This window comes from Mycobacterium sp. SMC-16, assembly GCF_046250085.1.
GTDB lineage: Bacteria > Actinomycetota > Actinomycetes > Mycobacteriales > Mycobacteriaceae > Mycobacterium > Mycobacterium phocaicum.
Genome location: NZ_CP176427.1, coordinates 3,899,981 through 3,924,206 on the forward strand (window position 1 = coordinate 3,899,981; position 24,226 = coordinate 3,924,206).

Genomic DNA, 24,226 nt, shown 5'->3' on the forward strand with positions numbered 1-24,226 from the left:
AACTTTGTGGAACGGTCGAGGTGCATGCGGACAGGAGCAGGACTGCGCCGGAGAGCGCCACCAGGGATCGTCGCGACACGACGGGAACCTCCGTAGTCGTCGGGTTCGGGCGCGCCTGCGCACCCTCACCAACAGATACGGCGGCGGGTTACACCGCGTCAGGCCGGCTGGCTCGGCGGCGTCGGCGCCAACACCTCGATCACGCCACCCACCTCCCGAACCTCGAACTTCGGCAAGGGTTTTGGCGCAATCGGCAACTGATGGGTCAGGACGTGCCCGTCGGTGGCGAACGACGTGGAATGGCACGGGCACCGCAGCCTGTCGTCCGGCCCGTCGAACCAGAGCCGGCAGCCCTGATGCGTGCAGACACCCGAGATGCCCTCCACGTTCCCGTCGACCCTGCGCACGAACCCCACGACCGAGCCCAGGTCGAACGGATGCACCGCCCCCTCAGACACCTCGGTGCTGTCGGCAACCTTCTGCCACGTCCCCGCCGACGGAACCAACTCCTGGCTCGCGGTGTCCTGCTTGCCAGACCCAGTGCGGCCCACCAACGCCCGGTCGACGGCGACCGCGGCCACCGCGGCACTGGCGGCCGCCGATGTCCCGACGATCACCTGCCGTCGGTTGGCGCGCAGCCAACCCGGCTTCGGCGCCGCCGCGTCGTCGCCGTCGAACTGTGCGGCGAGTCTGGCGTGCAGATCGGCGAGGAACTCCGGACGCGGCTCGTCGGCGCCGGGCCGGGCCGCCTGTAGGTCGATCGCCGTCCGCATCTGCGCCGCGTCGAAGTCGTCGGGCGTGAACCGCGACGGCTTGCGGCCACGCAGCAGATCGTCGAGGTACCGGCGCAACCCCCGCGCGTTCATGGCTCGCCCTTCTCGTTGATCTGTGCCGCCAGCCGTAATGCCCGGTGTTGCAACACCTTTGCGTTGGCGACGCTGACGCCGAGCTCCGCTGCGGACTCCTTGATCGACTTGGTCTGGAGAAATCGCAGCTCCAGTATGCGTCGATAGTTGTCCGGCAGGGCGTCCAACACCGCGGCGACACGGTCCGGCGCGGTACTGATGGACTCCTCGGCTTCCGGCGGCGCCTCGATGTCCAGGTCGATCACCGTGATCTCCCGCCCCATCGTCTCGCGCCAGTGCGCGGCGAGCACCGTGCGCGCGGTACTGCGCAGATACGACCGCACCTCGGCAGCACTTGCCGTCAGCCGCAACGGCCGCAGCGCGGCGAGAAACACCTCGGCGGTGAGGTCCTCGGCGTCGGCCTGATTGCCGACCCGCGCGTAGATCGTGCGGTAGACCCACGTCGCGTTGTCCTGGTAGACGGATTCCCAGTCGGGATACCGGGAATCCGACGACACCACGCGGAGCGGGGGTCGGTGCACAGGATCACGCTGTGCAGACACATTGGCCCCGTCTCATCGGTGCGGCCCGGCACACCCCGGGACCACTTCGACAAGTAGATAGCCGCCGGGGTTACATCGGGCTGCCGCGGGCAACACCGTCACCCGCCGTCGTCCACCGGGTCCAGCAGCCGGTCACCGAACAGACTGCACAGCAGCAGCGCCACCTCGACGTCGAGCCGGTCGTCCTCGATGGGCCGGCCCCGGCGTTCGATCGCCCGCTGCACCCGGTATTTCACCGAGTTCGTGTGCAGGTGCAGTTCCTCGGCCGCGGCCTTGTTGCTGCCACCCGCCTTGAGGAAGGCCTGCAGCGTCTCCCGGAGGCGCTGGTCGCCGTCGGTCGAACAGGCCAGCGGGCCAAGCACTTCCGTGGCCCACGCCGACAGCGCATCGACATTCGACCCCAGCAGCGCCGCGAGCGCGATGCCACGGTGGCCGAACGCGGTGAACCGGCGCCGCTGCGGACCCGACGCCACCGCGACGGCGCGGGCGTCTTCGGCCTGCCGGTGCGACAGCCGGAAGCCGGCGACGCCGGACTGCGGAGTGCCGGCGGCGACGTACGGCCCGTCGGCCGGCACCAGGCTCCCCAGCCACGTCACCGCCTCCGCGATCACTGCCGCGGGCACTGCGACCCAGGCCCATGCCGTGGCGCGGTCGACCGAGACGAAAAGCGGCGAATCTGCCGCGCCGATCGACGCGGCGAACTGCTGGATCAACCGTTCCATCTCGGCCAACCGGTCCTCGGAGTCGTCGCACCACAGCACCACCGCGAGATGGGTGCGCTGCAGTGGATAACGGATCGCCACCGTCGCGGCGTCGATGTCGACGTCGCCGCCGGCCAGCAGTTCACGAATCTCCGTGATGCGCACGCTGTTCCGGTTCTCCAGCCAACTCTCGCGAGCCTGTTGGTACACCTCGACGACCTCTTGGGAGATCCTGTCGATGTAGTTGAACGAGATCGTCGACATCACGTCGAAGACGTCCAACGCCAGCTGCGGGTCGAAGTCCGCGGTCCGGACCTCCTCCAGGACCTCTTTCAGTACCGCCTGATGGCCGAGCCGGTACGACCGGACGAGCACATTGGCGGAGATGTCGCGCTGCGCCAGCCGCCGCGCGTGTTCGATCGCGGCCGCGGGGGCATGCAGGAGGTCGATCGAGATACCGTGTCGCGCCGCGGCGAAGAACGCATCGATGTTCGCGGCGACCGAGTCTGCCAGGATCTGCTGAAGTTGCTCTTCGTCGCGCAGCTCGGCGATGTCGGACACCAGCAGCTCGGAGATGGAGCGCGTGATGTCGGTGAGCCGAGCGTCCAGTCGCGTGCCGATTCCGGCCACCGCCTGCGTCAACGCGTCACCCGCGCCGGTGCGGTCTGCGCCACCGGCCACGTTAACTGCCTGTTTTCCCGGCCACCCCCAAACCGTAGTTCGTCGTCAGTCCGTTTGTCCCCGAAGAACGGCACCTACCGGAATTTTCGTCGCGGTGTTCGCTCAGCGGCCACACAGCAACGGGGCCGCCGATATCCGTTCGCGGATACCGGCGGCCCTGATGTTCACCCGAGGTGTGTTCAGCCGACCTCGGCGGCCAGCTTGGCGACCACGCCACGCACGCCCTCGACGACCTCGGCCGCCTCGCGGGGATGCTTGCCGTCGAACGCCGAAGCCGGCAGGGACAGCTTGACGTCGACGACATCCGCACCGGCGATGCCGAACGACTTGCGGCTCTCGTCATGTGCCCACACCCCGCCGTACTGGCCGAGCGCGGTCCCGATGACCGCCAGCGGCTTGCCGGCGACGGCGCCGGAGCCGTACGGGCGCGACAGCCAGTCGATCGCGTTCTTCAAGACGGCGGGAATGGTGCCGTTGTACTCCGGGGTCACAGCCAGGATCGCGTCCGCGTCGCCCGCGATCTGGCGCAGCGCGACGACCGCCTCGGCAACCGAGTCGTTGTCGATGTCTTCGTTGTAGAACGGCAGGTCGGCCAGCCCGTCCGCGACACGTACCGTCACGCCATCAGGCGCAGATTCGACCGCCACCTCGGCGAGCTGGCGATTGAGCGAGGCCGCGCGGAGGCTGCCGACCAGGACCAGGACCTTGGTATCTGCCATTTTCTTTCCCCTAGCTTGTCTCTGTGGACCGTTCCGGCGAACCGATCCTCGCATGAGTCAATCGGACTGCGGTCCGATTCATTCCGCCTGAGTTAAAGTTTTTTCATGAGCGACGGGGTGGCGCAACTGCGGCCCACGAACCTGCCCATGGCGGGTCTGCCGATGAGTCCGGCTGCGCCGGTCGAGCGCGGCGATGCTGCGCGCAACCGGCTCCTGCTTCTCGACGCGGCCCGCCGGCTCATCGCCGCGCGCGGCTCCGACGCCGTCACCATGGACGACATCGCGGCCGAGGCCGGCGTCGGCAAGGGCACCCTGTTCCGCCGGTTCGGCAGCCGCGCCGGCCTCATGCTCGTACTCCTCGACGAGGACGAGCAGGTCGAGCAGAACGCCATGATGTTCGGCCCACCTCCGCTGGGTCCCGGCGCACCGCCGCTGGAACGACTGCTCGCCTACGGCCGCGACCGGCTTCAGTTCGCCTGGCAGCACCGCGCCCTGCTGTCCGACGCCGGGCGTGATCCGCAGAGCCGCTTCGGGGCTGCGGCCGCCGTCCACCGCACCCATGTCCGGATGCTGCTGCACACCGCCGGCACCGCGGGAGACCTCGATGCCCAGACCGATGCCCTGCTGGCCCTTCTCGACGCCGACTACATCAGCCACCAGCTCGACGATCTGGGTCACAGCCTGCAGGCGCAGGGCGATGCGTGGGAAAGCGTGGCGCGCAAGCTTTGCGGGACCTGAGATGACGTGGGTACTGCACGTCGACCTCGATCAGTTCCTGGCGTCCGTCGAATTGCGCCGGCACCCTGAGCTGGTCGGTCTGCCCGTCATCGTCGGCGGCAGCGGTGACCCCACCGAGCCCCGCAAGGTGGTCACGTGCGCTTCCTATGAGGCAAGGGAATTCGGCGTCCACGCCGGGATGCCGCTGCGCACCGCCGCCCGCAAATGCCCGGAGGCCGTCTTCCTGCCCTCGGACGCACCCGCTTATGACGAAGCCTCCGAACAGGTGATGGGCCTGCTGCGCGACCTCGGCCATCCGGTCGAGGTGTGGGGCTGGGACGAGGCGTATGTCGGTGCGGCCGTGGATGATCCGTTCGAGCTGGCCGAGAAGATTCGCGCCGTGATCGCCGCCGAGACCGGCCTGTCGTGCAGCGTCGGCATCAGCGACAACAAGCAGCGTGCCAAGGTCGCCACCGGATTCGGCAAGCCGGCCGGGGTCTTCGCACTCACCGCCGCGAACTGGATGACGGTCATGGGCGACCGGCCCGTCGACGCGCTCTGGGGCGTGGGTCCCAAGACCGCGAAGAAGCTCGCCGAGCTGGACATCACCACCGTCGCGGAGTTGGCCCGCACCGACGCCGAGCTGCTCACGTCGACGTTCGGCCCGACCACCGGGTTGTGGATCCTGTTGCTCGCCAAGGGCGGCGGCGACAGCAACGTGACGGCCGAACCGTGGGTGCCGCGCTCGCGCAGCCACGTGGTGACGTTCCCGGCGGACCTCACCGACATCGCCGAGATGGACTCCGCGGTCAGCGATCTGGCCCGGCGGACCCTCGATGAGATCGTCGAGCAGGGCCGTGTCGTGACCCGGGTAGCCGTGACCGTGCGCACCAAAACGTTCTTCACCCGCACCAAGATTCGCAAGTTGCCGGCGGCCGGTACGGATCTGGAGACCATCACCCGAACCGCCATCGACCTGCTGCACGACTTCGAACTGGACCGGCCGGTGCGGCTGCTCGGGGTGCGGCTGGAACTGGAGATGCCGCAGTAGTGCTCACCACCATCGCCATCCGGGGCTACCGGTCGCTGCGCGAGATCGTCCTGCCACTGTCGGAGCTGACCGTCGTGACCGGAGCCAACGGCACCGGCAAGTCCTCGGTGTACCGGGCACTGGGGCTGCTGGCCGACTGCGGACGCGGCGAGGTCATCGGGTCCCTGGCCCGCGAGGGCGGGTTGCAGTCGGTGCTGTGGGCCGGGCCGGAGAACACCAGCGGCGCGCGCCGGACGGGTACCACCGAGGGCACCAGCCGGACCCGGCCCGTATCGCTCGAACTCGGCTTCGCGGCAACCGATTTCGGCTATTTCATCGACCTCGGCCTGCCGCAGGACCCCGGACACAACTCGATGTTCGGCCAGGACCCCGAGATCAAACGCGAGACCGTGTTCGCCGGGCCTACTCCCCGGCCCAGCAGCGCCCTGGTCCGTCGCACCCGGACCTACGCCGAGGTGGCATCCGACTCGGGCCGCGGTTTCGACGAACTGACCCGCGCCCTGCCCAGCTACCGCAGCGTCCTCGCGGAGTACGCGAACCCCGAAGCGCTGCCCGAACTGGCCGCGGTCCGGGACCGATTGCGCGACTGGCGTTTCTACGACGGCTTCCGCGTCGACCGGGACGCCCCGGCCCGCCGCCGCCAGGTGGGCACCCGCACCCCGGTGCTGAGCAACGACGGCAACGACCTGGCCGCCGCCGTGCAGACCATCCTCGAAGCCGGGTTCGACGATCTGCCGCGCGCGGTCGCCGATGCATTCGACGGCGCCGAGATATCGGTGAGCGCCGACGGCGGGTTGTTCGAACTGCAGCTGCACCAACGCGGCATGCTCCGGCCGCTACGCTCGGCCGAATTGTCCGACGGCACACTGCGATTCCTGCTCTGGGGCGCCGCCCTGCTGACGCCGCAACCGCCCGCGCTCATGGTGCTCAACGAGCCGGAGACGTCCCTGCATCCCGACCTGGTGGGCCCGCTCGCGGACATGATCGCCGCTGCCGCACGCAAGACGCAGGTCGTCGTCGTCACGCACTCGGCACGGCTGCGCGAGCGGCTGGCCGCGTGCGACGCGAGCGAAGTCGAACTGGTCAAGCAGTGGGGCGAAACCCAGATCGACGGCCAGACCATGCTCACCGCGCCGCCGTGGGACTGGGGAAAGCGCTGAAGCTCAGCAGTTTTGGGGTTCAGCCTCGCTTCGGCCGCAAGGCGCGCGTGAACAACACGTTCACCTGACGCATCGACACGCTGTAGGGCCACCACGCCAGCCGCTTGAACAGGTACAGGGCCCGGATGTCGGGTGACGTGTAGATCATGAACCGGTTCTTGGCCACCCCGGACAGCAGCTTGTCCGCAGCCTGTTCGGGCGACACCGCGTGTCCGGCGAACCTGGCCACCCAGCGCTGCACCTGCGGATCGTCGCGATCCACGCCCGCGATCTGAACCGTCTGCACCAGAGGCGTTTTCACCGCGCCCGGCACCACGACCGACACCCCGATGCGATGCCGTGCCAGGTCGAAGCGCAGCACCTCGCTGACCCCGCGCAGGCCGTACTTGCTGGCACTGTAGGCGGCATGCCACGGCAGCGCGACGATGCCCGCGGCCGACGAGACATTGGCCAGCCGACCACCGCGGCCGGCGGCCACCATGGGCGGGACCATGGTCTCGATGACGTGGATGGGCCCCATCAGGTTGACGTCGACCATCGAGCGCCAGTGCTGATGGGTCAGGGTGCTGACGGTGCCCCAGGCCGAGATCCCGGCGATGTTGAGCACCACATCCATGGCCTCGTGCCGGCTGTGGATGTCGGTGGCGAAAGCCGCGACGGCGTCGTAGTCGGAGATGTCCAGCGCGCGGTGTTCGGCCACCTCCCCGCCGAGTGCCCTGGCGTCGGCGACGGTCTGTTCCAGCCCGGCGGCGTCACGATCGGTCAGATAGAGGACCGCGCCCTGCTGGGCCAGCTTGAGCGCGGTCGCCCGGCCGATGCCGCTGGCCGCCCCCGTCACGAAACACCGCTTGCCTGCGTAGCCGCTCCACCGCGTCATGGCCCGACCCTACACAGGCCCCGTCTTTCAGACAGAGACCTGGCCGCCACCCCACAAGGCGCTGAGCCACAGTCGTTCCACGATGTCGACGGCGCGCTGCGGGTCGCCGCCCCGTCCGATGAACGCGCTGTCTCGCGACAGCGTGTAGGCCGTGGTCGAGACCAAGGTGCGAACCAACGCCGGCAAGTCGTCGGAAATCGGGCGCCGACCGGCGTCCTGCTCGATGAGTCCGACGATCTTGTCGATGACGCCGTCCTCGAAGTCGGCCATCAGGTCGCGGATTTCGGCGTCGGTGTTCTGGGCTGCGGTGCACGCCGCCATGATCGGGTCGTTGATGGCGTAGACCGCCGCCGCGCTACCGACCATGCGCTTGGCGAAGGATGCCGGCGTCTCGTCCGGTTCGCGCGGCGCGAAGTTGTGGGTGAGCTCGTCCAGTTCCTCCATCGCCTCGGACACGATCCGGGCCAGCACGGAGTACTTCGAGTCGAAGTAGAAGTAGAAGCCGGACCGCGCCACACCGGCGCGGGCACTGATGGTGCTGACCGACAGATCGGCGAACGGCCGCTCCTCCAGCAGTTCGCGAACCGCCTCGATGATGGCGTCGCGTTGCTTGTCGCCGCGACTACGGCCCTTGTCGGCCGTCTCGACTTCAGCACTCATGGCGCTCACGATGTCATCGCCGACACGCCAATTCAAACTTGACACGCGTCAAGTATGGCAGCCAAGATGACAACAGGTGGTGACTTTCACCACAAAAGAGCATCAAGAGCAGACAGGAATCCCTGGATGGCGACCATCAGCACCCCGAACTACCTCCTCGATCAGGCCATGCGGCGCCTCAAGCCGACACCCGTCACGGTGCCGGGCATGGGCGTCATCGAGAAGCGGCTGCTGGCCACCGACTGGGATCAGTTCAAGCTCGCCGAGCCGCCCGCAGGCAGCGGCCTGAAGCCGATCATGGGCGACTCCGGGCTGCCGGTCATCGGACACCTGATCGAGGTGTTCCGGGGCGGGCCCGACTACGTCCTGGACATCTACCGCAAGCACGGGCCGCTGTACTACGCGCAGACGCCGGCGCTGCCGGCCGTCATGGCGCTGGGGCCGGACGCGACGCAGGCCGTGTTCTCCAACCGCAACAAGGACTTCTCGCAGCGCGCGTGGGATCCGGTGATCGGTCCGTTCTTCGAGGGCGGCCTCATGCTGCTCGACTTCGACGAGCACATGTTCCACCGCCGGATCATGCAGGAGGCGTTCACCCGCTCACGGCTGACGGGCTACGTCTCGCACATCGATTCCGTGGCGACCAAAGTGCTGGCCAACGACTGGGTGGCCAACGATCCCCGATTCCTGTTCCACCCGGCGGTCAAGGAGCTGACGCTCGACATCGCGTCCGAGGTGTTCATGGGACACCCCGCGGGGACCGACCACAAGCTCGTCACCACCATCAACCAGGCCTTCACCACCACGACCCGCGCCGGCAACGCCATCATCCGGAAGCCGGTGCGCCCCTTCGCCTGGTGGCGCGGCGTGCAGGCCCGCAAGACGCTCGAGGACTACTTCTCGAGCTCCATCGCCGAGAAGCGCCGCTCCGAGGGCACCGACATGTTCAGCGTGCTGTGTCATGCGCAGGACGAAGACGGTCAGACCTTCACCGACGACCAGATCGTCGCGCACATGATCTTCCTGATGATGGCCGCGCACGACACCACGACCTCGACGCTGACGACCATGGCCTACCACCTGGCGGCCAACCCGCAGTGGCAGGACAAACTCCGCGAGGAATCCGAGCGCATCGGTGACGCGCCGCTCGACATCGAGTCACTGGAGAAGCTGGAAACCTACGACCTGGTGATCAACGAGTCGCTGCGGTTGCAGACGCCGCTGGGCTTCAACTTCCGCCGTGCCGTCCGGGACACCGAACTGCTCGGCTACTACATCCCGGCGGGAACCGACGTCGTCACGTGGCCCGGCATGAACCACCGCCTGTCCGAGCTGTGGACCGACCCCATGCGGTTCGACCCCGAACGGTTCGCCGAGCCGCGCAGCGAGCACAAGGCGCATCGCTACGCCTTCGCCCCGTTCGGCGGTGGCGCACACAAGTGCATCGGCATGGTCTTCGGGCAGCTGGAGATCAAGACCGTGATGCACCGGCTGCTGCGCCAGTACCGCCTGGAGCTGACCCACCCCGGCTACGAGCCGTGGTACGACTACGGCGGCATGGCCGTGCCGGTGGACGGCATGCCGATCGTGTTGCGGCCGTTGCGCTGATACTTCTGCCGAACGGGACTAGGCGTGCAGCCGGTTCGCGCACGCGATCATCGCCCGCAGCGCCGACTGGACCGGGTCGCGCGCCCAGCCCATGGCCCACTCCGAGCGCACGCCGTCGCTGCCGTGGATGAAGGTCGCGATGCCGCCGCCGACGGCGGGCAGTTGATGGAACTTGATCATCTCGACGGCCATGCCGCGCTCGTGCAGCATCGCGGTCAGGGCTGCGACGGGGCCGGTCGCGGCGGCCGTAGAGGTCGCGATGCGGTCGCCGACGGCGATGCTGGCGCGGTACCGGCGCGGAGCGGTGATGCCGCGACGAAGGTCGTCGTCGCCCGCGGCGCCCCAACTGCCCAGACGGATCGGACCACCCTGGTGGCCGTAGTGGTCGACGAACGTGTCGTGACACATCGCTTCTGCGTGTTCGCGCAGGTCACGAGGCACGGGACGGTCGAACAGATCCGCGAAACGAGTGGTGGAAATGGCGGTGGAGGTGAACATGCGTCGGTCTTTTCTGCTCGAAAGGAGTGACCGACAGGTAGTAGCGTCCGACCCACAGCGAGGGGTCGGTCAGGATCAGACCCCGCTGTGGGTACTGGCTACTACGAGCATGTGAAGCATGGTCGCCGAGGTTAGTCCGCGACCGTGCCCCGGGTCAAGGCGATTTCACCGCCGGATTGAGCAGCCACAGGAACGGCCGGTGGCTGAGGCGCCCGTCCCGGTGCAGCGGCATGCTGTCTCGCGACGCGGAATACCAGGCGGCCCGGCTGACGCCGGTGAAGTCGAGTTGCCGCCCGCACCGGCCCGCGAGCGCGTGCAGCAGCAGCATCCCGGTGCGTCCGTTGCCTTCACGGAACGGGTGAATCTGGTTGTAGCGGGCGTACAGGCGGGCCAGTTCCCAGGCCAGCCGCGGGTTGTCGAGCTCAGCCCCGACTTCCACCAATGCCGTTGCGGCGAGCTGGATTTCCGCCAGCCCGGCGGCGACGTCGACCTGCCAGGTGAACGCCGAGTCACCGCGGCGGATGTCGACGGTACGCAACTCCCCCGCCCACTCGTAGACGTCACCGAACAGCTCCCGGTGCAGGGTGCGGATGTCGATCTCGGCCTCCGCCGCGGATTGCCGGCAGTGCCACCGCACCATTCGCCCCGCCGTCACCTGGAATTCCACGGCCGCCAGGTCGGGTCCGTGCTGAATACCGAAGTTGTTGCGCAGCACCGATGTTCCCGGAATGAGGTACGGCGCCCGCCGCCGCAGCAACCGGCGCCGCACCGGCGCCGGTGGATACTGCGCACGGCACCGTGCGAGGTAGTCGCCGAAATCCAGTGCGCCGGAGGCCAGTGCACCCAGCTCGACGATGTGAGCGGGCTGCGGCTCCCAACCTTCGATGCGCTGCGCGGCCAGGGTTTGGTGCACCGCATGCTGTGCCGCGCGAGCGGTCACGGTGGACTCTGTCGCCATCAGCGGAACGCCGACGTCGACGCGAGATAGGCCAGCTTGCGGCTGACGCCCGCCACCTCGCGGGCCACACTGCGCAGCATGGCCCGCTCCTGTGGCGGCAGTTCCGACAGCACCACTTGATCGCCGGCCGCGCGCGACGTCCACCGGAATTTCACCAAGGCTGCAAAACAGTCCCGTAACGTCGAAACATCATCGGCGTCAAGCACCTTCGCCGCACCGGCGGCGTCGAGCCGACTCGGCGTCGACAGCGCCGTGGCACCCGCCGACACTCCCGCCCACCGGGCGATCTTCACCAGCGGATCGATCGCCGCCGGTTTGAGGTCGACGGCGTCGGACTGGTTGGCCAGCATGCGCAGCCGGGAGGGAAACGTCGCACGCAACGTGGTGGCGTCCTGCAGCAGATACTGCCGGGCCGGGTAGTTGGCGACAGCCGCACGCACCACCTGCGCCCGTAGGAGGTCCTCGGCCACCTCGTCGTCAGCCAGGTGGACGGCTCGGGAATCGGCCAGCACACCGGTCATCACGACGCCGCGGTCCACGCGCGGATCGGACGTCCAGTGCGCGATGCCGTCGGACCACGCGCTCGCCGATCGGCAAAACCGTGGCCGGCTGGCCAGCACCCCGTTGGCGTCGGCCCGCACGCCACACCGCTCCAACACGGCGTGTACCTCGGCCGCGGCCGCCAGCGCCTCGTCCCGGGCCGCGTCGTCGTCGAGTACGACCAGGGTCTCGACATCGGATCCGGCCACCGCCTCGCCCCGCGCGACGCTGCCGGACACGAACCACGACCAGGACGGGCCCGGCGTCAGCCGCACGGCCGCGGCGACACCGGAGCGGAGCGCCTGCGACCACGCCGCCGCGACCTCACCGGCCGGGGCCGACGCCCGCGCCGCCGCCCGCACCGCCTGCAGGGCCTGCTCGATTCCCGACCGCAGCGCGCCCTCGCCGTCCGCCGCGCGGATCGCGGCGAGGGCGGCGTCGACACCCAGATCAGCGGAGGACATGCAGATGTTTCTATCGGACGACAGTTACCTCCGCGTTTCGTGCACGGTTTTCCGCGGTCAGCGCGGATTTTCGTGCACAAATCGCGAGGTTGTAGGGTTTGCCGCGATGAGCTGGCAGCATGCGTTACTTCTGCTCGCCGCCGGTGTCGCGGGCGGCCTGACCGGGAGTATCGCCGGACTGGCGTCCGTCGCGACGTACCCGGCCCTGCTGATGGCGGGACTGCCGCCGGTGGCGGCCAACGTGACCAACACCGTCGCGCTGACGTTCAACACCATCGGATCGGTGTGGGGTTCGCTCCCCGAGCTCGAGGGCATGGGCCAATGGCTGCGGCGGGTCATGCCGATGGCCGTCCTCGGCGGCGCGGCCGGCGCCGCACTGCTGCTGTCGCTGCCCGCAGAAGGTTTCGAGCAGGTGGTGCCGATCCTGCTGGCGCTGTCGAGCCTCACCATCGCGATACCGCAGCGACGCGGCGCGGACGACGAGCCCGGCCGCTGGCGTTCGGTGCTCATCTCCGTCGCGATCTTCGCAATCTGTTTGTACGGCGGATATTTCGGCGCCGCGGCGGGCGTGATGCTGCTGGCGCTGTTCCTGCACGGCGGCAGTGAATCGCTCGCGCATGCCAACGCCGCCAAGAACGTCGTCCTCGGGGCGGCCAATGGAGTTGCCGGCATTGCCTTCATCGCGCTGGCGCCGGTGCACTGGATTGCCGTGTGGCCGCTCGGCCTGGGTTGTCTGATCGGTGCCCGGCTCGGCCCGATCGTGGTCCGCCACGCTCCCGCGACACCACTGCGACTGGCCATCGCGGTCGCCGGCCTGGCGCTGGCAGTCAAGCTGGGCTACGACGCCTACCGGTAGGGAACGGGTTGTCGCCCTTGGCCACCCGCACACCCAGGTGGATCAGCTCGGTGGCCGAGGCGTGCAGCTTCTCCCCCGCCTCACGGTCGGCCAGGCCCGCCAGGAACCGTGACCAGGTGCCCTCGATCACGATGCCCAGCTTGAAGCAGGCCATCGCGATGTACCAGTCGAGGTGTTCGGTGCGGCGGCCACCCGCGGCGAGGTAGGCGTCCAGCAGTTCGTCCCGGCCGGCCAGACCGCCGGCCTCTGCCAGCGCGGCGCCGACCACGATGGCGTTGGGCGCGGTCGGCCAACAGACGAGCATCCAGCCCAGGTCCAGCAGCGGGTCGCCGACGGTGCACATCTCCCAGTCCACGAACGCGGCCAGCTCCGGCCGGTCGTGGCGCAGCATGACGTTGTTGAGGTGACAGTCGCCGTGCATGATGCCGGGCTCGCCGTCGGGTGGCCGGTTGTCGGTCAGCCAGGTCGCCAGCTGCTCGACCCCGTCGAGCGATTCGGGATCGTAGTGGTCGTGCCGGTAACTCTGCAGCAGCCCGATGAACTGCGGAACCTGTCGTGCCACAAACGATCCCGGCTTGCGGATCGCCGCCAACGGGCTGCCCTCCCAGGCGACGTTGCCCAGCTGCGCCAGGCTTCCCGCGTACGACAGCCCGACGTCGTGCCGCAGACTGGGGTCGGCGGCATAGGCCGGCGAGAGTTCCTCGCCGGGGTTGAAGCCGTCGACCTCGGCCATCAGGTAGAAGACGACGCCGAGCACCGACGGGTCCTCGCAGCCGGCGATGAAGGCGGGATGCGGCACCGCGGTCCCGGCCAGGGTCCGCAGTACCGCGATCTCGCGCAGCATGGTCTTGTCACTGGTCGGGCGGGGATGCAGGGGCGGGCGGCGCAACACCACCGGGCGGCCGTCGATGTGCAGTCGCACCACGATGTTCTGGGTGCCGCCGGTCAGCGGTTCGACGGCGGTGACGTGCTTACCCAGCCCCTCGGCGCGAATCCAGTTCTGGACGATCTCTCGGTCACGGTCGGTCAGAGTCGGCTGCATGATGTAAGTGATTCTGGCCCGGCATCACCCGGACGGGCAGCCAATTCTTACGATCCGTTTTCATTCGGGGCTCGCCACCGGGGCGCGCCGTACTGTGACGGTGTGGCACATCGACTGGATCCGCACCGCTCGCTGGCCGGCCTCGCAGCCGCAGCCGTTGCGCTCGGGGTGGCGGCGCTGCTGGCGATTCCGCTTGGGCCACACGCCGATTCCCGCACCGCGGTCGGATCGGTCGTCATCGACCTGACGCCCGGGCCGGTCAAGGAGTGGGCGATCCAGACCTTCGGCACCAACGACAAGCTGTTCCTGACCGTGGCGGTGCTCGTGGTCATCGCGGTGATCGCCATGGTGGCAGCACAATTCGAGGACCGGAAGCTCGGCAGTATCGCCTTGGGGCTGGCCGGGGTGCTGGGCGGCGCCGCGGTGCTGTCGCGCACCGGCGCCCGCCCGGTCGACGTCATCCCGTCGCTCGTGGGCGCTGCGGCGGGCATCGCGGTCCTGCGGCTGCTGGTCGCCGATCGCGTCAGGCCCCCGGCGCCGGAACCGGGAGCAGATACCGATCCCGGCCGGCGTCGATCGCTGGCGGCGCTGGGTTTCCTCGCCGCCGGCACCCTCGCCGGGGTCATCGGGACGGTGCTGGGCCGCGCCGCGTCGTCGGCCGCGGGTGACCGCAGCGCCTACACCCCGCCGGCGCCCAAGATGCCGGGACCACCGATCCCCCCAGATGTGCAGCCGGCCGGGGTGGACCTGCCGCCGTTCATCACGCCGAATGCCGATTTCTACCGCATCGACACCGCGCTGTCCGTCCCGCAGGTGCAGCGCCAGGACTGGCGGCTGCGGATCCACGGTATGGTCGATCGTGAGGCCACCTTTCGTTTCGATGAGCTGGCGCAGTTCGAGGCGATCGACAAGGTGGTCACGCTCACCTGTGTGTCGAATCCGGTGGGCGGCAACCTGATATCGAACGCCACGTGGACGGGCTACCGCGTGCGCGACCTGCTGGCCCGGGCCGGTGTTCACGCGGACGCCGACATGGTGCTGTCCAAGTCCATCGACGGGTTCACCGCGGGCACGCCCGTCGAGGCACTGACCGACAACCGCGACGCGTTGCTCGCCGTCGCCATGAATGGCGAACCGCTGCCGACCGAACACGGCTACCCGGCGCGGCTGGTGGTCCCGGGTCTGTACGGCTACGTCTCCGCGACCAAGTGGCTCGTCGACCTCGAACTCACCAGATTCGATCGGGCCGAGGCCTATTGGACGAAGTTGGGCTGGTCCGCGCACGGGCCCATCAAGACCGAGTCGCGCATCGACGTACCCCGCGCCGGGTCCGGCGTCCCGATGGGTACGGCGACCTTCGGCGGCGTCGCGTGGGCGCAGAACCGCGGGGTCCGCGCAGTGGAGGTCCGGATCGATGACGGCCCATGGCGGCCGGCGACGCTGGGCGCCGCGTACTCGAACGACACCTGGCGGTTGTGGAGCTACACCTGGCAGGCAGACCAGCCCGGGCGGCACACCATCACCGTCCGCGCCACCGACAACACCGGCGCGGTACAGACCGCCGACGTCGCCGGCGCCGTGCCCGACGGCGCGACGGGCTGGCACTCGGTGCCCTTCACCGTCGCCTGATCGGCGCCCGAGATATTCAGTTGGCGAACGGGATCCGCACCACTACGGTGACCGGATGACCGAACCCGCCCAGCAGTGGCGCACCGGCCTCCGGTCCCGGCTGATCGCGGCGCGCAAGGCAAAGGACGACGTCGCGATTGCGGCGCTCCGCAGCGCGCTCAGTGCCATCGACAACGCCGAGACCCCCGACGTACCTCTGCCGCGGGCCGGTGCCATCGCCGACAGCGCCCACGGTCTCGGCGCCGCCGAGGTCACCCGCCGGCGCCTCACCGAGGCTCAGATCCGGGAGCTGATCGACACCGAGGTAGACGAGCGTCGAGCCGCGGCCGGACAACTACGGTCGGCCGGGCGCGACGACCGCGCCGCGCAGGTCGAGGCGGAGGCCGCCGTACTGCGTGCGCTATCAGCCGGCGGCTGAGCCTTGTCGGTGCCCCGTGCCAAGCTGGGGTCATGCTCCTGTCCGACGTCGCCACGGCCTCGGCCGAAGTGGGTGCGGTGTCTGCCCGGTCCGCGAAGATCGCCCGTATCGCGGCTCTCCTCGGGAGCGCGGCCGGTGATCCGCCGACCGTCGCCATTGTCGTGCACTGGCTGTCCGGTGAGCTGCCGCAGCGGCAGATCGGGGTCGGGTGGGCGGCGCTGCGCGCGCTGCCGCCGCCGGCCGCCGGCGACCCGACGCTGACGGTCATCGAGGTCGACGCCGCGCTGACGGCCATCAAGGCGGTGGCCGGCAAGGGTTCGGGGGCCGCGCGCTCCGCGCTGCTCCACGGTTTGTTCGGGGCGGCCACCGAGGTCGAGCAGACCTTTCTGCGTGGGCTGCTCAGCGGCGGGCTGCGCCAGGGCGCGCTGGCAGGCGTGATGGCCGACGCGGTCGCGAAGGCCGCCGGCATCGCCGCCGCCGACGTGCGCCGTGCCGCGATGCTCAGCGGCGACCTGGCCACGGTCGCGGCCGCCGTGATGTCCGACGGCGCCGCGGGCCTGCAGCGCTTCAGCCTCACCGTGGGCCGCCCGGTGAGTCCGATGTTGGCCCAGACCGCGACGGGTGTCGGCGACGCGCTCGAAAAGCTCGGTGGCACGGCGATATTCGAGACGAAGCTCGACGGCGTGCGGCTACAGATACATCGGTCCGGCACCGACGTGTCGGTCTACACCCGCAGCCTCGACGACATCACCGCGCGGGTGCCGGACGTCGTGAACGCGGTGCTGGCGCTGCCCGTGACGGACCTGATCGCCGATGCCGAGGCCCTGGCCATGCGCCCCGACGGCCGCCCGCACCGGTTCCAGGTCACGTCCTCTCGCATCGGCAAACGCGCCGATGATGGGGCGCAACCACTTTCGGTGTACTTCTTCGACATCCTGCACCGCGACGGCACCGACCTGCTGGACCAGCCGGCCGAGCGCCGCCGCCACGCGCTCGACGACGTCGTTCCCGAACCGCTGCGGGTCCGGCGCTGCGTCACCTCCGATTCGGTTGTCGCCCAGCAGTTCCTCGACGAGACATTGGCCGCCGGCCACGAAGGCGTGATGGCCAAACACCCGGAGTCGCCCTACGAGGCGGGCCGCCGCGGGGCCGGCTGGCTGAAGGTCAAGCCGGTACACACGCTGGATCTGGTGGTGCTCGCCGTCGAGTGGGGTTCGGGCCGGCGCACGGGCAAGCTGTCGAACATCCATCTGGGAGCGCGTGATCCCGCCACCGGTGGCTATGTCATGTTGGGCAAGACCTTCAAAGGAATGACCGACGCGATGCTGGACTGGCAGACCGCGCGGTTCACCGAACTGGCCGACGGCCCGATGGACGGTTACGTCGTGCGACTGCGGCCCGAGCAGGTCGTCGAGATCGCGTTCGACGGTGTGCAGGGGTCGAGCCGCTACCCCGGAAAGATGGCGTTGCGGTTCGCCCGGGTGCTGCGCTACCGCGACGACAAGCGGCCCGAGGAAGCCGACACCATCGACACCGTCCGGTCGCTGTACGAACGCTGAGTGTTACCCCGCGATTCGGGGCCACCGATGACAGGATGTGGGGCATGTCGCAAGCCACCGCGCACCCCGACGAATCCGTCGGGGACGTCACCTATGTGCGTACCGACCCGGACCTGCCACCGGTCGCGATCATCGACCGCTCGCCCATCACCACCCGACATCGGGTGATCTTCGGCGTCATCGCCGTGCTCGCCGCCGTGGCGTGGGCCGTCATCGCCTTCGCCCGTGGCGAGACGGTCAACGCGGTGTGGTTCGTCATCGCCGCGATCTGTACGTATGTCATCGGATACCGGTTCTACGCGCGGCTGATCGAGATGAAGATCGTCAAACCCCGCGACGATCACGCCACCCCGGCCGAACTCCTCGAGAACGACACCGACTACATGCCGACCGACCGCCGGGTGCTGTTCGGTCACCATTTCGCGGCCATCGCCGGCGCCGGCCCCCTGGTCGGCCCGGTGCTGGCCATGCAGATGGGCTACCTGCCGGGCACCATCTGGATCATCATCGGCGCGGTCGTCGCCGGTTGCGTGCAGGACTACCTGGTGCTGGTCATCTCGACGCGGCGGCGCGGCCGCTCGCTCGGCCAGATGGCGCGCGACGAGCTCGGGCCCATCGGCGGCATCGCGGCGATCGTCGCGGTGCTGGTGATCATGGTGATCCTGCTGGCCGTGCTGGCTCTCGTCGTCGTCAACGCGCTCGCCGAGAGCCCGTGGGGCGTGTTCTCCATCGCGATGACCATTCCGATCGCGATCTTCATGGGGCTGTACCTGCGCTACCTACGGCCCGGCCGGGTGTCCGAAGTGACGCTCATCGGCGTCGCGCTGCTGCTGCTCGCGGTGGTCTCGGGCGGCTGGGTCGCTGAAACATCGTGGGGTGCAGACTGGTTCACGCTGTCCAAGGTGACGTTGTCATGGTGCATCATCGTGTACGGCCTGGCCGCGTCGGTGCTGCCGGTGTGGCTACTACTCGCGCCGCGCGACTACCTGTCGACGTTCATGAAGGTCGGCACCATCTCGCTGCTGGCCATCGGCATCCTGATCGCCCACCCGGTCATGTCGGCCCCCGCGGTGTCGCAGTTCGCCACGCGGGCCGACGGTCCGGTGTTCGCCGGCGCGCTGTTCCCGTTCCTGTTCATCACCATCGCGTGTGGCGCGCTGTCCGGCTTCCACTCCCTGATCTCCTCCGGCACGACGCCGAAGCTCCTGGAGAAGGAAGGGCAGACACGGCTCATCGGGTACGGCGGAATGCTGACCGAGTCGTTCGTCGCGATCATGGCGCTGATCACCGCGGCGATCATCAACCAGCACCTGTACTTCGTGATCAACTCCCCCGGCGCGGCGACCGGCCCCACCGCGGCAACCGCGGCGACCTACGCCAACGGGTTGGGCCTCTCAGGAGCCCCGATCACCGCACAAGAGATCACCACCGCCGCCACCGATGTCGGTGAGCACTCGATCATTTCGCGTACCGGCGGTGCACCGACGCTGGCGCTGGGCATGTCGGAAGTACTGCACCAGGTGTTCGGCGGGTCGAGCATGAAGGCCTTCTGGTACCACTTCGCGATCATGTTCGAGGCCCTGTTCATCCTCACCACCGTCGATGCGGGCACCCGCGTCGCGCGCTTCATGCTGTCCGATGCCCTGGGCAATCTCGGGGGGCCGCTGCGGAAACTGCGCGATCCCAGCTGGCGGATCGGTGCGTGGAGCTGCAGCCTCCTGGTCGTCGCGGGCTGGGGCAGCATCCTGCTCATGGGCGTCACCGATCCCCTCGGCGGCATCAACACGCTGTTCCCGTTGTTCGGTATCGCCAACCAGCTGCTCGCGGCCATCGCGCTGACGGTCGTCACCGTCGTGGTGATCAAGAAGGGTCTGCTGAAGTGGGCCTGGATTCCCGGGCTGCCATTGTTCTGGGACGCCCTGGTCACCCTCACCGCGTCGTGGCAGAAGATTTTCTCCCACGACCCCAAAATCGGTTACTGGCAACAGCATTCGCAGTATGTGGCGGCCCAGGCGGCCGGCAAGACGAGCTTCGGCTCCGCGAAGAACCCCGACCAGATCGACGCCGTCATCCGGAACACCTTCATCCAGGGCACGCTGTCAATCGTGTTCGCACTGCTGGTCGTGATCGTCGTGGTCGTCGGCATCATCGTCGCGATCCAGGCCGTCCGCGGCGGCGGCCGGCCACTCACCGACGACGAGGCGGTGCCGTCGCGGCGGTTCGCGCCGCGCGGCCTGTTCGCCACCGACATCGAGAAGGAGGTGCAGAAGCAATGGGACGCGCTGCCCGATTCGCACGCCAGATCAGTTGGTACTGGTCATCACTGATGGGCGACAACCACTACGCCCGGTATCTGGATCACCACCGTCGCAGCCATGCCGGCGAGGCGGCGCTGACCGAGCGCGAGTACTGGGCGGCGCGGTACCGCGCCGCGGACCGCAACCCGCAGGGCCGCTGCTGCTGAGCGGGCACGCCGGGTGAACAGCTGATCGTCGGGCCCGCGGGCAACGACCGTCTCTACACAACCGCCCGCACAGTGGACGCACACCGCTGTCGGCACCTCACAGGGTGGTACCAAAAGAGACGCCCCTCACTCCGTGGTACTAAATTCCTGTATGGACAGATGTCCAGTTGTTGCCCGACCAGCTTTAGGAGAAACGTGCTGTTCACGGTTTCCGACGTCACCGACGCCGTCGCTGCAGCCATCCCGGACCGGACCCTGATCATTCAGGGCGATCGCCGCTTCACCTACGCCGAGGTCGTCACCCGCGCCAACCGGCTCGCCGCCTACCTGCACGCACAGGGCCTGGGCGTGCACACCGAGCGCGATCAGCTGGCCGGCCACGAAGTCGGGCAGGACCTGGTCGGCATCTACGCCTACAACGGCCCCGAGTTCGTCGAATCGCTGCTCGGCGCCTTCCGGGCCCGGGTGGCACCGTTCAACGTCAACTACCGCTACGTCAAGGCCGAGCTGCAGTACCTGCTGAACGACGCGGGTGCCTCCGCCCTGATCTACCACGCCGCGTTCGCTCCGACGCTGGCCGAGGTGCTGCCAGAGCTGCCGAACCTCAAGGTACTGATCCAGATCGCCGACAGCTCGGGCAACGAGCTGCTGCCGGGTGCCGTCGACTACGAGACCATCGTGACCACCGATGTCCCGCCGCCGCCGGTGACGCCGTCGCCCGACGACCTCTACGTGCTGTACACCGGGGGCACCACCGGTATGCCCAAGGGCGTGCTGTGGCGCCAGCACGACATCTTCATGGCCTCGTTCGGCGGCCGCAACGCGATGACGGGCGAGCCGGCGCAGTCGGCCCAGGAGATCGTCGACCGGGCCTCGGCCGCCGGCGAGATGCGGATGATGATCCTGCCGCCGCTGATGCACGGCGCCGCGCAGTGGGGCGTGATGACCGGCATCAACAACGGCCAGACCATCGTGTTCGCCAAGGATGTCGAGGGCTTCAACGCCAAGGAGATCGTCGAGACCATCGCGCGCGAGAAGATCGCCATCGCGACGGTCGTCGGTGACGCCATGGCCCGGCCGCTGGTCACCGCGATCGAAGAGGCGATCGCCGACGGCAGCCACGACCCGACCTCGCTGGTCATCGTCGCCAACGGTGGCGCGCTGTTCACCCCGGCCGTGAAGGGCCGGCTCGTCGCCGCTCTGCCCAACGCGATGGTGATCGACGGCGTGGGTTCGTCGGAGACCGGCGCGCAGATGTCGCACGTGTCGACCAAGGCCAACGTGTCCAGCGGCACATTCACCGCCGGCCCGGCCACCCGGATCGTCTCGGAGGACTTCTCCGCGCTGCTGGCTCCGGGCCACGAGGGCAACGGCTGGCTGGCCCAGGAGGGTTACGTGCCGCTCGGATACAAGGGCGACGCGGCCAAGACGGCCAAGACGTTCCCGGTGATCGACGGCATCCGCTACGCGGTGCCGGGCGACCGGGCCCGGCTGCTGGAGGGTGGCACCGTCGAGCTGCTCGGCCGCGACTCGGTGACCATCAACTCCGGCGGCGAGAAGATCTTCGCCGAAGAGGTCGAATCCGCCATCGCCTCGCACCCTTCCGTGGTCGACGTCGTCGTCGCCGGACGCCCGAGCGAGCGCTGGGGCAACGAGGTCGTCGCCGTCGTGGCGCTGGCCGACGGCGCCGAGGCCGACGCCGCCGAACTCATCAAGCACGCCTCGGAGTCCATCGCCCGCTACAAGCTGCCCAAGGCGGTCGTCTTCCGGCCGACCATCGTCCGCAGCCCCGCGGGCAAGGCCGACTACCGCTGGGCCAAGGAGCAGGCGCTCCAGGACTAGCCCGCAGCCCACCTCCCCTCGCGGGCTGGGGGCACCGCCCGCTTGCGGGGGAACGCAAAACTGTCGATTTCGCAACGAAAACGACAGTTTTACGTCTGCTCGCGGGGAGAATTCACGCCCCGAACCGTGCCAATGGATCGGCGGTCGCCTCGATCTTGGCGACGAGTCCGTCGCGGATCGTCAGCACCACCACCGCGAAGAGCTGCCGGTGCGCGAACGCCAACAGGACGGGTTGACCGAGCGGACCGGCGACGACGGTGGTGCCCGGCCCGAGGTAGAGCATGAGGTTCTCGGCGACGCGCTGCGGGCCGTGGTTGACGATGGGCGGGATCGGCGGATCGGTGAGCACCGTGCCGACGCCCCAGACCGTCGGATCCAGTACGGCGGCCAGTGCCTGCACGTCGCCGCCGGCGCAGGCGGTGATGAACTTCTCGGTGACCAGTTGATGGTCGGGCGCCTCGATGTCGTCGGCGCGCACGTCGGTACCCGCCACCTTCGCGCGGGCCCGACGGGCCAGCTGCCGGCACGTGCCGACCGGACGGCCGACGGTCTCCGCGATCGACTCGAACGGGACGCCGAACACGTCGTGCAGGATGAAAGCCACGCGCTCACCGGGACTCAACTGCCGTAGCACCCGCAGCAGGGCGCTCGACACCTCGTCGTCCAGGGTGACGCGGTCCGCCGGGTCTGGCTCACTCGATGCCAGTGGCGGCATCGCGTCCTGCTCGGTCGGTTGTTCCCGCCGCGCCCGCGCCGACCGCACCAGGTCCAGGCACAGCCGCCCGGCGACGGTCGTCAGCCACGCGCGGACGTCCTCGATCTCACCGGGAAGCGTGCGGGACAGTCGCAGAAACGCTTCCTGCGCAACATCTTCGGCGTCGCCGACGTCACCGAGCATCTGGTACGCGAGGTTGACCAGATACGGATGGTGGTGGCGCCAGGCCGCGGTGAATTCGGTGGTTTCTGTCATCAGTTGAAGACGATTCAGGGTGCTGAAAAGTTACCGCACCGCCTCATCTTTCGGGCCGTAACTTTCCCGAGCGGTACTCCGTCCTTGATGCATGACCATTCTCATCACCGGGGCCACCGGCAACGTCGGCCGCCCACTCGTCGAACAGTTGCACGCCGCAGGCATGAAAGTCCGTGCCGTCACCCGTAATCCGTCGCCGCATTTCCCGGCCGGGGTCGAGACCGTCGCGTCCGTCCGCGACGGCCTCGCCGGAGCCACGGCGGTGTTCCTCAACTCCCGTGCCCTCGGACCGGACCTGACATGGACCGTCGAGGCTGCCAAAGACTCCGGAGCCAAGCTGGTTGCGCTGTCCGCGATGAATGTCGACGAAGACTTCACGCGGCAGCCCTCGCGTCTGCGCGGCGACCGCAACAAGGAAGTCGAACAACTGGCTGTCGACTCGGGACTGCCGTGGGTGAGCCTGCGGCCGGCGTTGTTCGCCACCAACTTCATCGGTATGTGGGCGGGCCAGCTGCAGGCCGGCGACGTCGTGGCGGGCCCCTACGCAAGCGCGTCCAGCGCGCCGATCATCGAAGCCGACATCGCCGCGGTCGCCGCGCATGCCCTGCTGACCGACGACCTGAACGGTCGCAAGATTCCGCTGACGGGGCCGCAGTCGCTCACCAACGCCGAGTTGCTCGCCATCGTCGGCGAGGTGCTGGGGCGCGCTCTGCACTACCGGGAAATCCCGGTAGTGCAGGTCCGCGAACGCTTCGTCGCCATCGGCTTCCCCGCCGAATTCGGCACCGCCTACACCGCGCTGCTCGCCGAAACGGTCGACCGCCCGGCGCCGGTGACCGACGAGGTCGAGCGCATCCTCGGCCGCCCCGCCACGACGTTCGCCGAATGGGTGGCGCAGCACCGCGGCGCCTTCACCCCGCGATTGGAGACCAGCCATGTCTGAGCCCCGCACATCGAATCCCCGGCCGCCCCGCTACCTCAAACAGATGAACAAAGTTGTTGTCGCCGTAGGCAAACTCGGCATCCCGGTCGGTCCGGCGATGGTGCTCACCGTGCCCGGCCGCAAGACCGGTACACCGCGGAGCACCCCGATGACGCCGTTCGTCGTGCACGGCGAGATGTACGCCGTCGCCGGCTATCCGGGTGCGCACTGGGCCCTCAACGCCCGCGCCGCCGGCACCGGCACCTTGACGCGGGGCCGCAAGTCGCGGCCCGTGCGGATCACCGAGTTGACGGTCGACGAGGCTCGCCCGGTGCTGCGCGAGTTCCCCGTCCAGGTACCCGTCGGCGTGAAATTCGCCAAGAGTTCGGGCATGGTCACCGAGGGCACGCCCGATGAATTCGAGTCGCTGGCAGGCAGACTCGCGGTCTTCCGGTTCGATCCGCTGGGCTGATCCGGAGATC

24 protein-coding genes are annotated in these 24,226 nt (G+C 68.8%); 13 read left to right on the top strand and 11 right to left on the bottom strand.

The window, feature by feature from the left end:
- Nucleotides 1–158: 158 nt before the first annotated feature.
- The 4 genes from ACJEIK_RS18815 to ACJEIK_RS18830 form a co-directional block, all read right to left on the bottom strand.
- On the bottom strand, nucleotides 159–866 hold the full coding sequence (locus ACJEIK_RS18815; protein ID WP_409430120.1) for a Rieske (2Fe-2S) protein: 708 nt from the start codon (nucleotides 864–866) through the stop codon (nucleotides 159–161).
- Nucleotides 863–1,408 (bottom strand): RNA polymerase sigma factor, encoded by a 546-nt coding sequence (locus ACJEIK_RS18820; protein ID WP_061001674.1) that lies wholly within the window; start codon nucleotides 1,406–1,408, stop codon nucleotides 863–865. Before ACJEIK_RS18820 ends, ACJEIK_RS18815 begins: the two co-directional genes overlap by 4 nt.
- Nucleotides 1,409–1,506: 98 nt before the next feature.
- Complete coding sequence (locus ACJEIK_RS18825) at nucleotides 1,507–2,790, bottom strand: CdaR family transcriptional regulator (protein ID WP_082934901.1); 1,284 nt, start codon at nucleotides 2,788–2,790, stop codon at nucleotides 1,507–1,509.
- 179 nt (nucleotides 2,791–2,969) lie between these two features.
- Complete coding sequence (locus ACJEIK_RS18830) at nucleotides 2,970–3,509, bottom strand: NADPH-dependent FMN reductase (RefSeq protein ID WP_064860710.1); 540 nt, start codon at nucleotides 3,507–3,509, stop codon at nucleotides 2,970–2,972.
- Between the two features lie 147 nt (nucleotides 3,510–3,656).
- On the opposite strand from ACJEIK_RS18830, the gene ACJEIK_RS18835 reads away from it, so the two are divergent.
- The 3 genes from ACJEIK_RS18835 to ACJEIK_RS18845 are packed head-to-tail and all read left to right on the top strand — an operon-like array spanning nucleotide 3,657 to nucleotide 6,437.
- A complete protein-coding gene (locus ACJEIK_RS18835; RefSeq protein ID WP_409431725.1) occupies nucleotides 3,657–4,247 on the top strand; it encodes a TetR/AcrR family transcriptional regulator in 591 nt (196 codons plus the stop codon).
- A gap of 1 nt (nucleotide 4,248) precedes the next feature.
- Nucleotides 4,249–5,277, top strand: coding sequence for a DNA polymerase IV (locus ACJEIK_RS18840; protein WP_409430121.1), 1,029 nt, complete (start codon nucleotides 4,249–4,251; stop codon nucleotides 5,275–5,277).
- Entirely contained in the window at nucleotides 5,277–6,437 is a 1,161-nt protein-coding gene (locus tag ACJEIK_RS18845; RefSeq protein ID WP_409430122.1) for an AAA family ATPase, read from the top strand. Before ACJEIK_RS18840 ends, ACJEIK_RS18845 begins: the two co-directional genes overlap by 1 nt.
- Before the next feature lie 19 nt (nucleotides 6,438–6,456).
- On the opposite strand, the gene ACJEIK_RS18850 is transcribed toward ACJEIK_RS18845, so the two are convergent.
- Together ACJEIK_RS18850 and ACJEIK_RS18855 are read right to left on the bottom strand one after the other, a co-directional pair.
- Complete coding sequence (locus ACJEIK_RS18850; protein WP_267323507.1) at nucleotides 6,457–7,314, bottom strand: SDR family oxidoreductase; 858 nt, start codon at nucleotides 7,312–7,314, stop codon at nucleotides 6,457–6,459.
- A gap of 27 nt (nucleotides 7,315–7,341) precedes the next feature.
- Nucleotides 7,342–7,974 (bottom strand): TetR/AcrR family transcriptional regulator, encoded by a 633-nt coding sequence (locus tag ACJEIK_RS18855; RefSeq protein WP_267323508.1) that lies wholly within the window; start codon nucleotides 7,972–7,974, stop codon nucleotides 7,342–7,344.
- Nucleotides 7,975–8,100: 126 nt separating this feature from the next.
- Between ACJEIK_RS18855 and ACJEIK_RS18860 the strand changes: the two genes are divergently transcribed.
- Nucleotides 8,101–9,582 (top strand): cytochrome P450, encoded by a 1,482-nt coding sequence (locus tag ACJEIK_RS18860; protein ID WP_267323509.1) that lies wholly within the window; start codon nucleotides 8,101–8,103, stop codon nucleotides 9,580–9,582.
- A gap of 18 nt (nucleotides 9,583–9,600) precedes the next feature.
- On the opposite strand, the gene ACJEIK_RS18865 is transcribed toward ACJEIK_RS18860, so the two are convergent.
- The 3 genes from ACJEIK_RS18865 to ACJEIK_RS18875 all read right to left on the bottom strand — a co-directional run bounded on the left by ACJEIK_RS18865 (nucleotide 9,601) and on the right by ACJEIK_RS18875 (nucleotide 12,042).
- On the bottom strand, nucleotides 9,601–10,080 hold the full coding sequence (locus ACJEIK_RS18865; RefSeq protein WP_061001666.1) for a hypothetical protein: 480 nt from the start codon (nucleotides 10,078–10,080) through the stop codon (nucleotides 9,601–9,603).
- A 154-nt stretch (nucleotides 10,081–10,234) separates the two neighbouring features.
- The gene (locus ACJEIK_RS18870) at nucleotides 10,235–11,020 is read right to left on the bottom strand and encodes a Fic family protein (RefSeq protein WP_234785543.1); all 786 of its coding nucleotides are present in this window, start codon (nucleotides 11,018–11,020) and stop codon (nucleotides 10,235–10,237) included.
- Between the two features lie 17 nt (nucleotides 11,021–11,037).
- The gene (locus ACJEIK_RS18875; protein WP_409430123.1) at nucleotides 11,038–12,042 is read right to left on the bottom strand and encodes a DUF294 nucleotidyltransferase-like domain-containing protein; all 1,005 of its coding nucleotides are present in this window, start codon (nucleotides 12,040–12,042) and stop codon (nucleotides 11,038–11,040) included.
- Between the two features lie 106 nt (nucleotides 12,043–12,148).
- Here ACJEIK_RS18875 and ACJEIK_RS18880 point away from each other — a divergent pair, with 106 nt between their 5' ends.
- On the top strand, nucleotides 12,149–12,898 hold the full coding sequence (locus ACJEIK_RS18880) for a sulfite exporter TauE/SafE family protein (protein ID WP_409430124.1): 750 nt from the start codon (nucleotides 12,149–12,151) through the stop codon (nucleotides 12,896–12,898).
- Here ACJEIK_RS18880 and ACJEIK_RS18885 read toward each other — a convergent pair.
- Nucleotides 12,870–13,940, bottom strand: coding sequence for a phosphotransferase family protein (locus tag ACJEIK_RS18885; RefSeq protein WP_409430125.1), 1,071 nt, complete (start codon nucleotides 13,938–13,940; stop codon nucleotides 12,870–12,872). The genes ACJEIK_RS18880 and ACJEIK_RS18885 overlap by 29 nt on opposite strands.
- Nucleotides 13,941–14,042: 102 nt before the next feature.
- On the opposite strand from ACJEIK_RS18885, the gene ACJEIK_RS18890 reads away from it, so the two are divergent.
- The 6 genes from ACJEIK_RS18890 (at nucleotide 14,043) to ACJEIK_RS18915 (ending at nucleotide 21,852) form a co-directional block, all read left to right on the top strand.
- Nucleotides 14,043–15,569, top strand: coding sequence for a molybdopterin-dependent oxidoreductase (locus ACJEIK_RS18890; protein ID WP_409430126.1), 1,527 nt, complete (start codon nucleotides 14,043–14,045; stop codon nucleotides 15,567–15,569).
- Nucleotides 15,570–15,624: 55 nt separating this feature from the next.
- Complete coding sequence (locus tag ACJEIK_RS18895; RefSeq protein WP_064860718.1) at nucleotides 15,625–15,987, top strand: GatB/YqeY domain-containing protein; 363 nt, start codon at nucleotides 15,625–15,627, stop codon at nucleotides 15,985–15,987.
- Nucleotides 15,988–16,019: 32 nt separating this feature from the next.
- Entirely contained in the window at nucleotides 16,020–17,546 is a 1,527-nt protein-coding gene (locus ACJEIK_RS18900; RefSeq protein ID WP_064860719.1) for an ATP-dependent DNA ligase, read from the top strand.
- Between the two features lie 44 nt (nucleotides 17,547–17,590).
- Complete coding sequence (locus ACJEIK_RS18905) at nucleotides 17,591–19,873, top strand: carbon starvation CstA family protein (RefSeq protein ID WP_226518832.1); 2,283 nt, start codon at nucleotides 17,591–17,593, stop codon at nucleotides 19,871–19,873.
- Nucleotides 19,873–20,010 (top strand): YbdD/YjiX family protein, encoded by a 138-nt coding sequence (locus tag ACJEIK_RS18910; protein ID WP_306308007.1) that lies wholly within the window; start codon nucleotides 19,873–19,875, stop codon nucleotides 20,008–20,010. The genes ACJEIK_RS18905 and ACJEIK_RS18910 overlap by 1 nt, the downstream gene beginning before the upstream one ends.
- Nucleotides 20,011–20,169: 159 nt before the next feature.
- A complete protein-coding gene (locus ACJEIK_RS18915; RefSeq protein WP_407665069.1) occupies nucleotides 20,170–21,852 on the top strand; it encodes an acyl-CoA synthetase in 1,683 nt (560 codons plus the stop codon).
- A 112-nt stretch (nucleotides 21,853–21,964) separates the two neighbouring features.
- Here the strand turns inward: ACJEIK_RS18915 and sigI are convergent, their stop codons facing one another.
- Nucleotides 21,965–22,822 carry an RNA polymerase sigma factor SigI gene (gene sigI, locus ACJEIK_RS18920; protein ID WP_064860722.1) on the bottom strand — a complete coding sequence of 286 codons (858 nt, stop codon included), beginning with the start codon at nucleotides 22,820–22,822 and terminating at the stop codon, nucleotides 21,965–21,967.
- Nucleotides 22,823–22,913: 91 nt separating this feature from the next.
- Here sigI and ACJEIK_RS18925 point away from each other — a divergent pair, with 91 nt between their 5' ends.
- Together ACJEIK_RS18925 and ACJEIK_RS18930 are read left to right on the top strand one after the other, a co-directional pair.
- On the top strand, nucleotides 22,914–23,765 hold the full coding sequence (locus ACJEIK_RS18925; protein WP_064860723.1) for an NmrA family NAD(P)-binding protein: 852 nt from the start codon (nucleotides 22,914–22,916) through the stop codon (nucleotides 23,763–23,765).
- 43 nt (nucleotides 23,766–23,808) lie between these two features.
- On the top strand, nucleotides 23,809–24,216 hold the full coding sequence (locus ACJEIK_RS18930; RefSeq protein WP_409430127.1) for a nitroreductase/quinone reductase family protein: 408 nt from the start codon (nucleotides 23,809–23,811) through the stop codon (nucleotides 24,214–24,216).
- Nucleotides 24,217–24,226 lie beyond the last annotated feature (10 nt).

What these genes read in the sequence shown, in the direction of transcription:
- ACJEIK_RS18815 (WP_409430120.1), bottom strand. Translation starts at nt 866, where the DNA reads ATGAACGCGCGGGGGTTGCGCCGGTACCTCGACGATCTGCTGCGTGGC.
- ACJEIK_RS18860 (WP_267323509.1), top strand. Translation starts at nt 8,101, where the DNA reads ATGGCGACCATCAGCACCCCGAACTACCTCCTCGATCAGGCCATGCGG.
- ACJEIK_RS18885 (WP_409430125.1), bottom strand. Translation starts at nt 13,940, where the DNA reads ATGCAGCCGACTCTGACCGACCGTGACCGAGAGATCGTCCAGAACTGG.
- ACJEIK_RS18855 (WP_267323508.1), bottom strand. Translation starts at nt 7,974, where the DNA reads ATGAGTGCTGAAGTCGAGACGGCCGACAAGGGCCGTAGTCGCGGCGAC.
- ACJEIK_RS18900 (WP_064860719.1), top strand. Translation starts at nt 16,020, where the DNA reads ATGCTCCTGTCCGACGTCGCCACGGCCTCGGCCGAAGTGGGTGCGGTG.
- ACJEIK_RS18865 (WP_061001666.1), bottom strand. Translation starts at nt 10,080, where the DNA reads ATGTTCACCTCCACCGCCATTTCCACCACTCGTTTCGCGGATCTGTTC.
- ACJEIK_RS18835 (WP_409431725.1), top strand. Translation starts at nt 3,657, where the DNA reads ATGGCGGGTCTGCCGATGAGTCCGGCTGCGCCGGTCGAGCGCGGCGAT.
- ACJEIK_RS18830 (WP_064860710.1), bottom strand. Translation starts at nt 3,509, where the DNA reads ATGGCAGATACCAAGGTCCTGGTCCTGGTCGGCAGCCTCCGCGCGGCC.
- ACJEIK_RS18930 (WP_409430127.1), top strand. Translation starts at nt 23,809, where the DNA reads ATGAACAAAGTTGTTGTCGCCGTAGGCAAACTCGGCATCCCGGTCGGT.
- ACJEIK_RS18925 (WP_064860723.1), top strand. Translation starts at nt 22,914, where the DNA reads ATGACCATTCTCATCACCGGGGCCACCGGCAACGTCGGCCGCCCACTC.
- ACJEIK_RS18850 (WP_267323507.1), bottom strand. Translation starts at nt 7,314, where the DNA reads ATGACGCGGTGGAGCGGCTACGCAGGCAAGCGGTGTTTCGTGACGGGG.
- ACJEIK_RS18875 (WP_409430123.1), bottom strand. Translation starts at nt 12,042, where the DNA reads ATGTCCTCCGCTGATCTGGGTGTCGACGCCGCCCTCGCCGCGATCCGC.
- ACJEIK_RS18895 (WP_064860718.1), top strand. Translation starts at nt 15,625, where the DNA reads ATGACCGAACCCGCCCAGCAGTGGCGCACCGGCCTCCGGTCCCGGCTG.
- ACJEIK_RS18880 (WP_409430124.1), top strand. Translation starts at nt 12,149, where the DNA reads ATGAGCTGGCAGCATGCGTTACTTCTGCTCGCCGCCGGTGTCGCGGGC.
- sigI (WP_064860722.1), bottom strand. Translation starts at nt 22,822, where the DNA reads ATGACAGAAACCACCGAATTCACCGCGGCCTGGCGCCACCACCATCCG.
- ACJEIK_RS18915 (WP_407665069.1), top strand. Translation starts at nt 20,170, where the DNA reads ATGTCCAGTTGTTGCCCGACCAGCTTTAGGAGAAACGTGCTGTTCACG.
- ACJEIK_RS18910 (WP_306308007.1), top strand. Translation starts at nt 19,873, where the DNA reads ATGGGCGACAACCACTACGCCCGGTATCTGGATCACCACCGTCGCAGC.
- ACJEIK_RS18905 (WP_226518832.1), top strand. Translation starts at nt 17,591, where the DNA reads ATGTCGCAAGCCACCGCGCACCCCGACGAATCCGTCGGGGACGTCACC.
- ACJEIK_RS18840 (WP_409430121.1), top strand. Translation starts at nt 4,249, where the DNA reads ATGACGTGGGTACTGCACGTCGACCTCGATCAGTTCCTGGCGTCCGTC.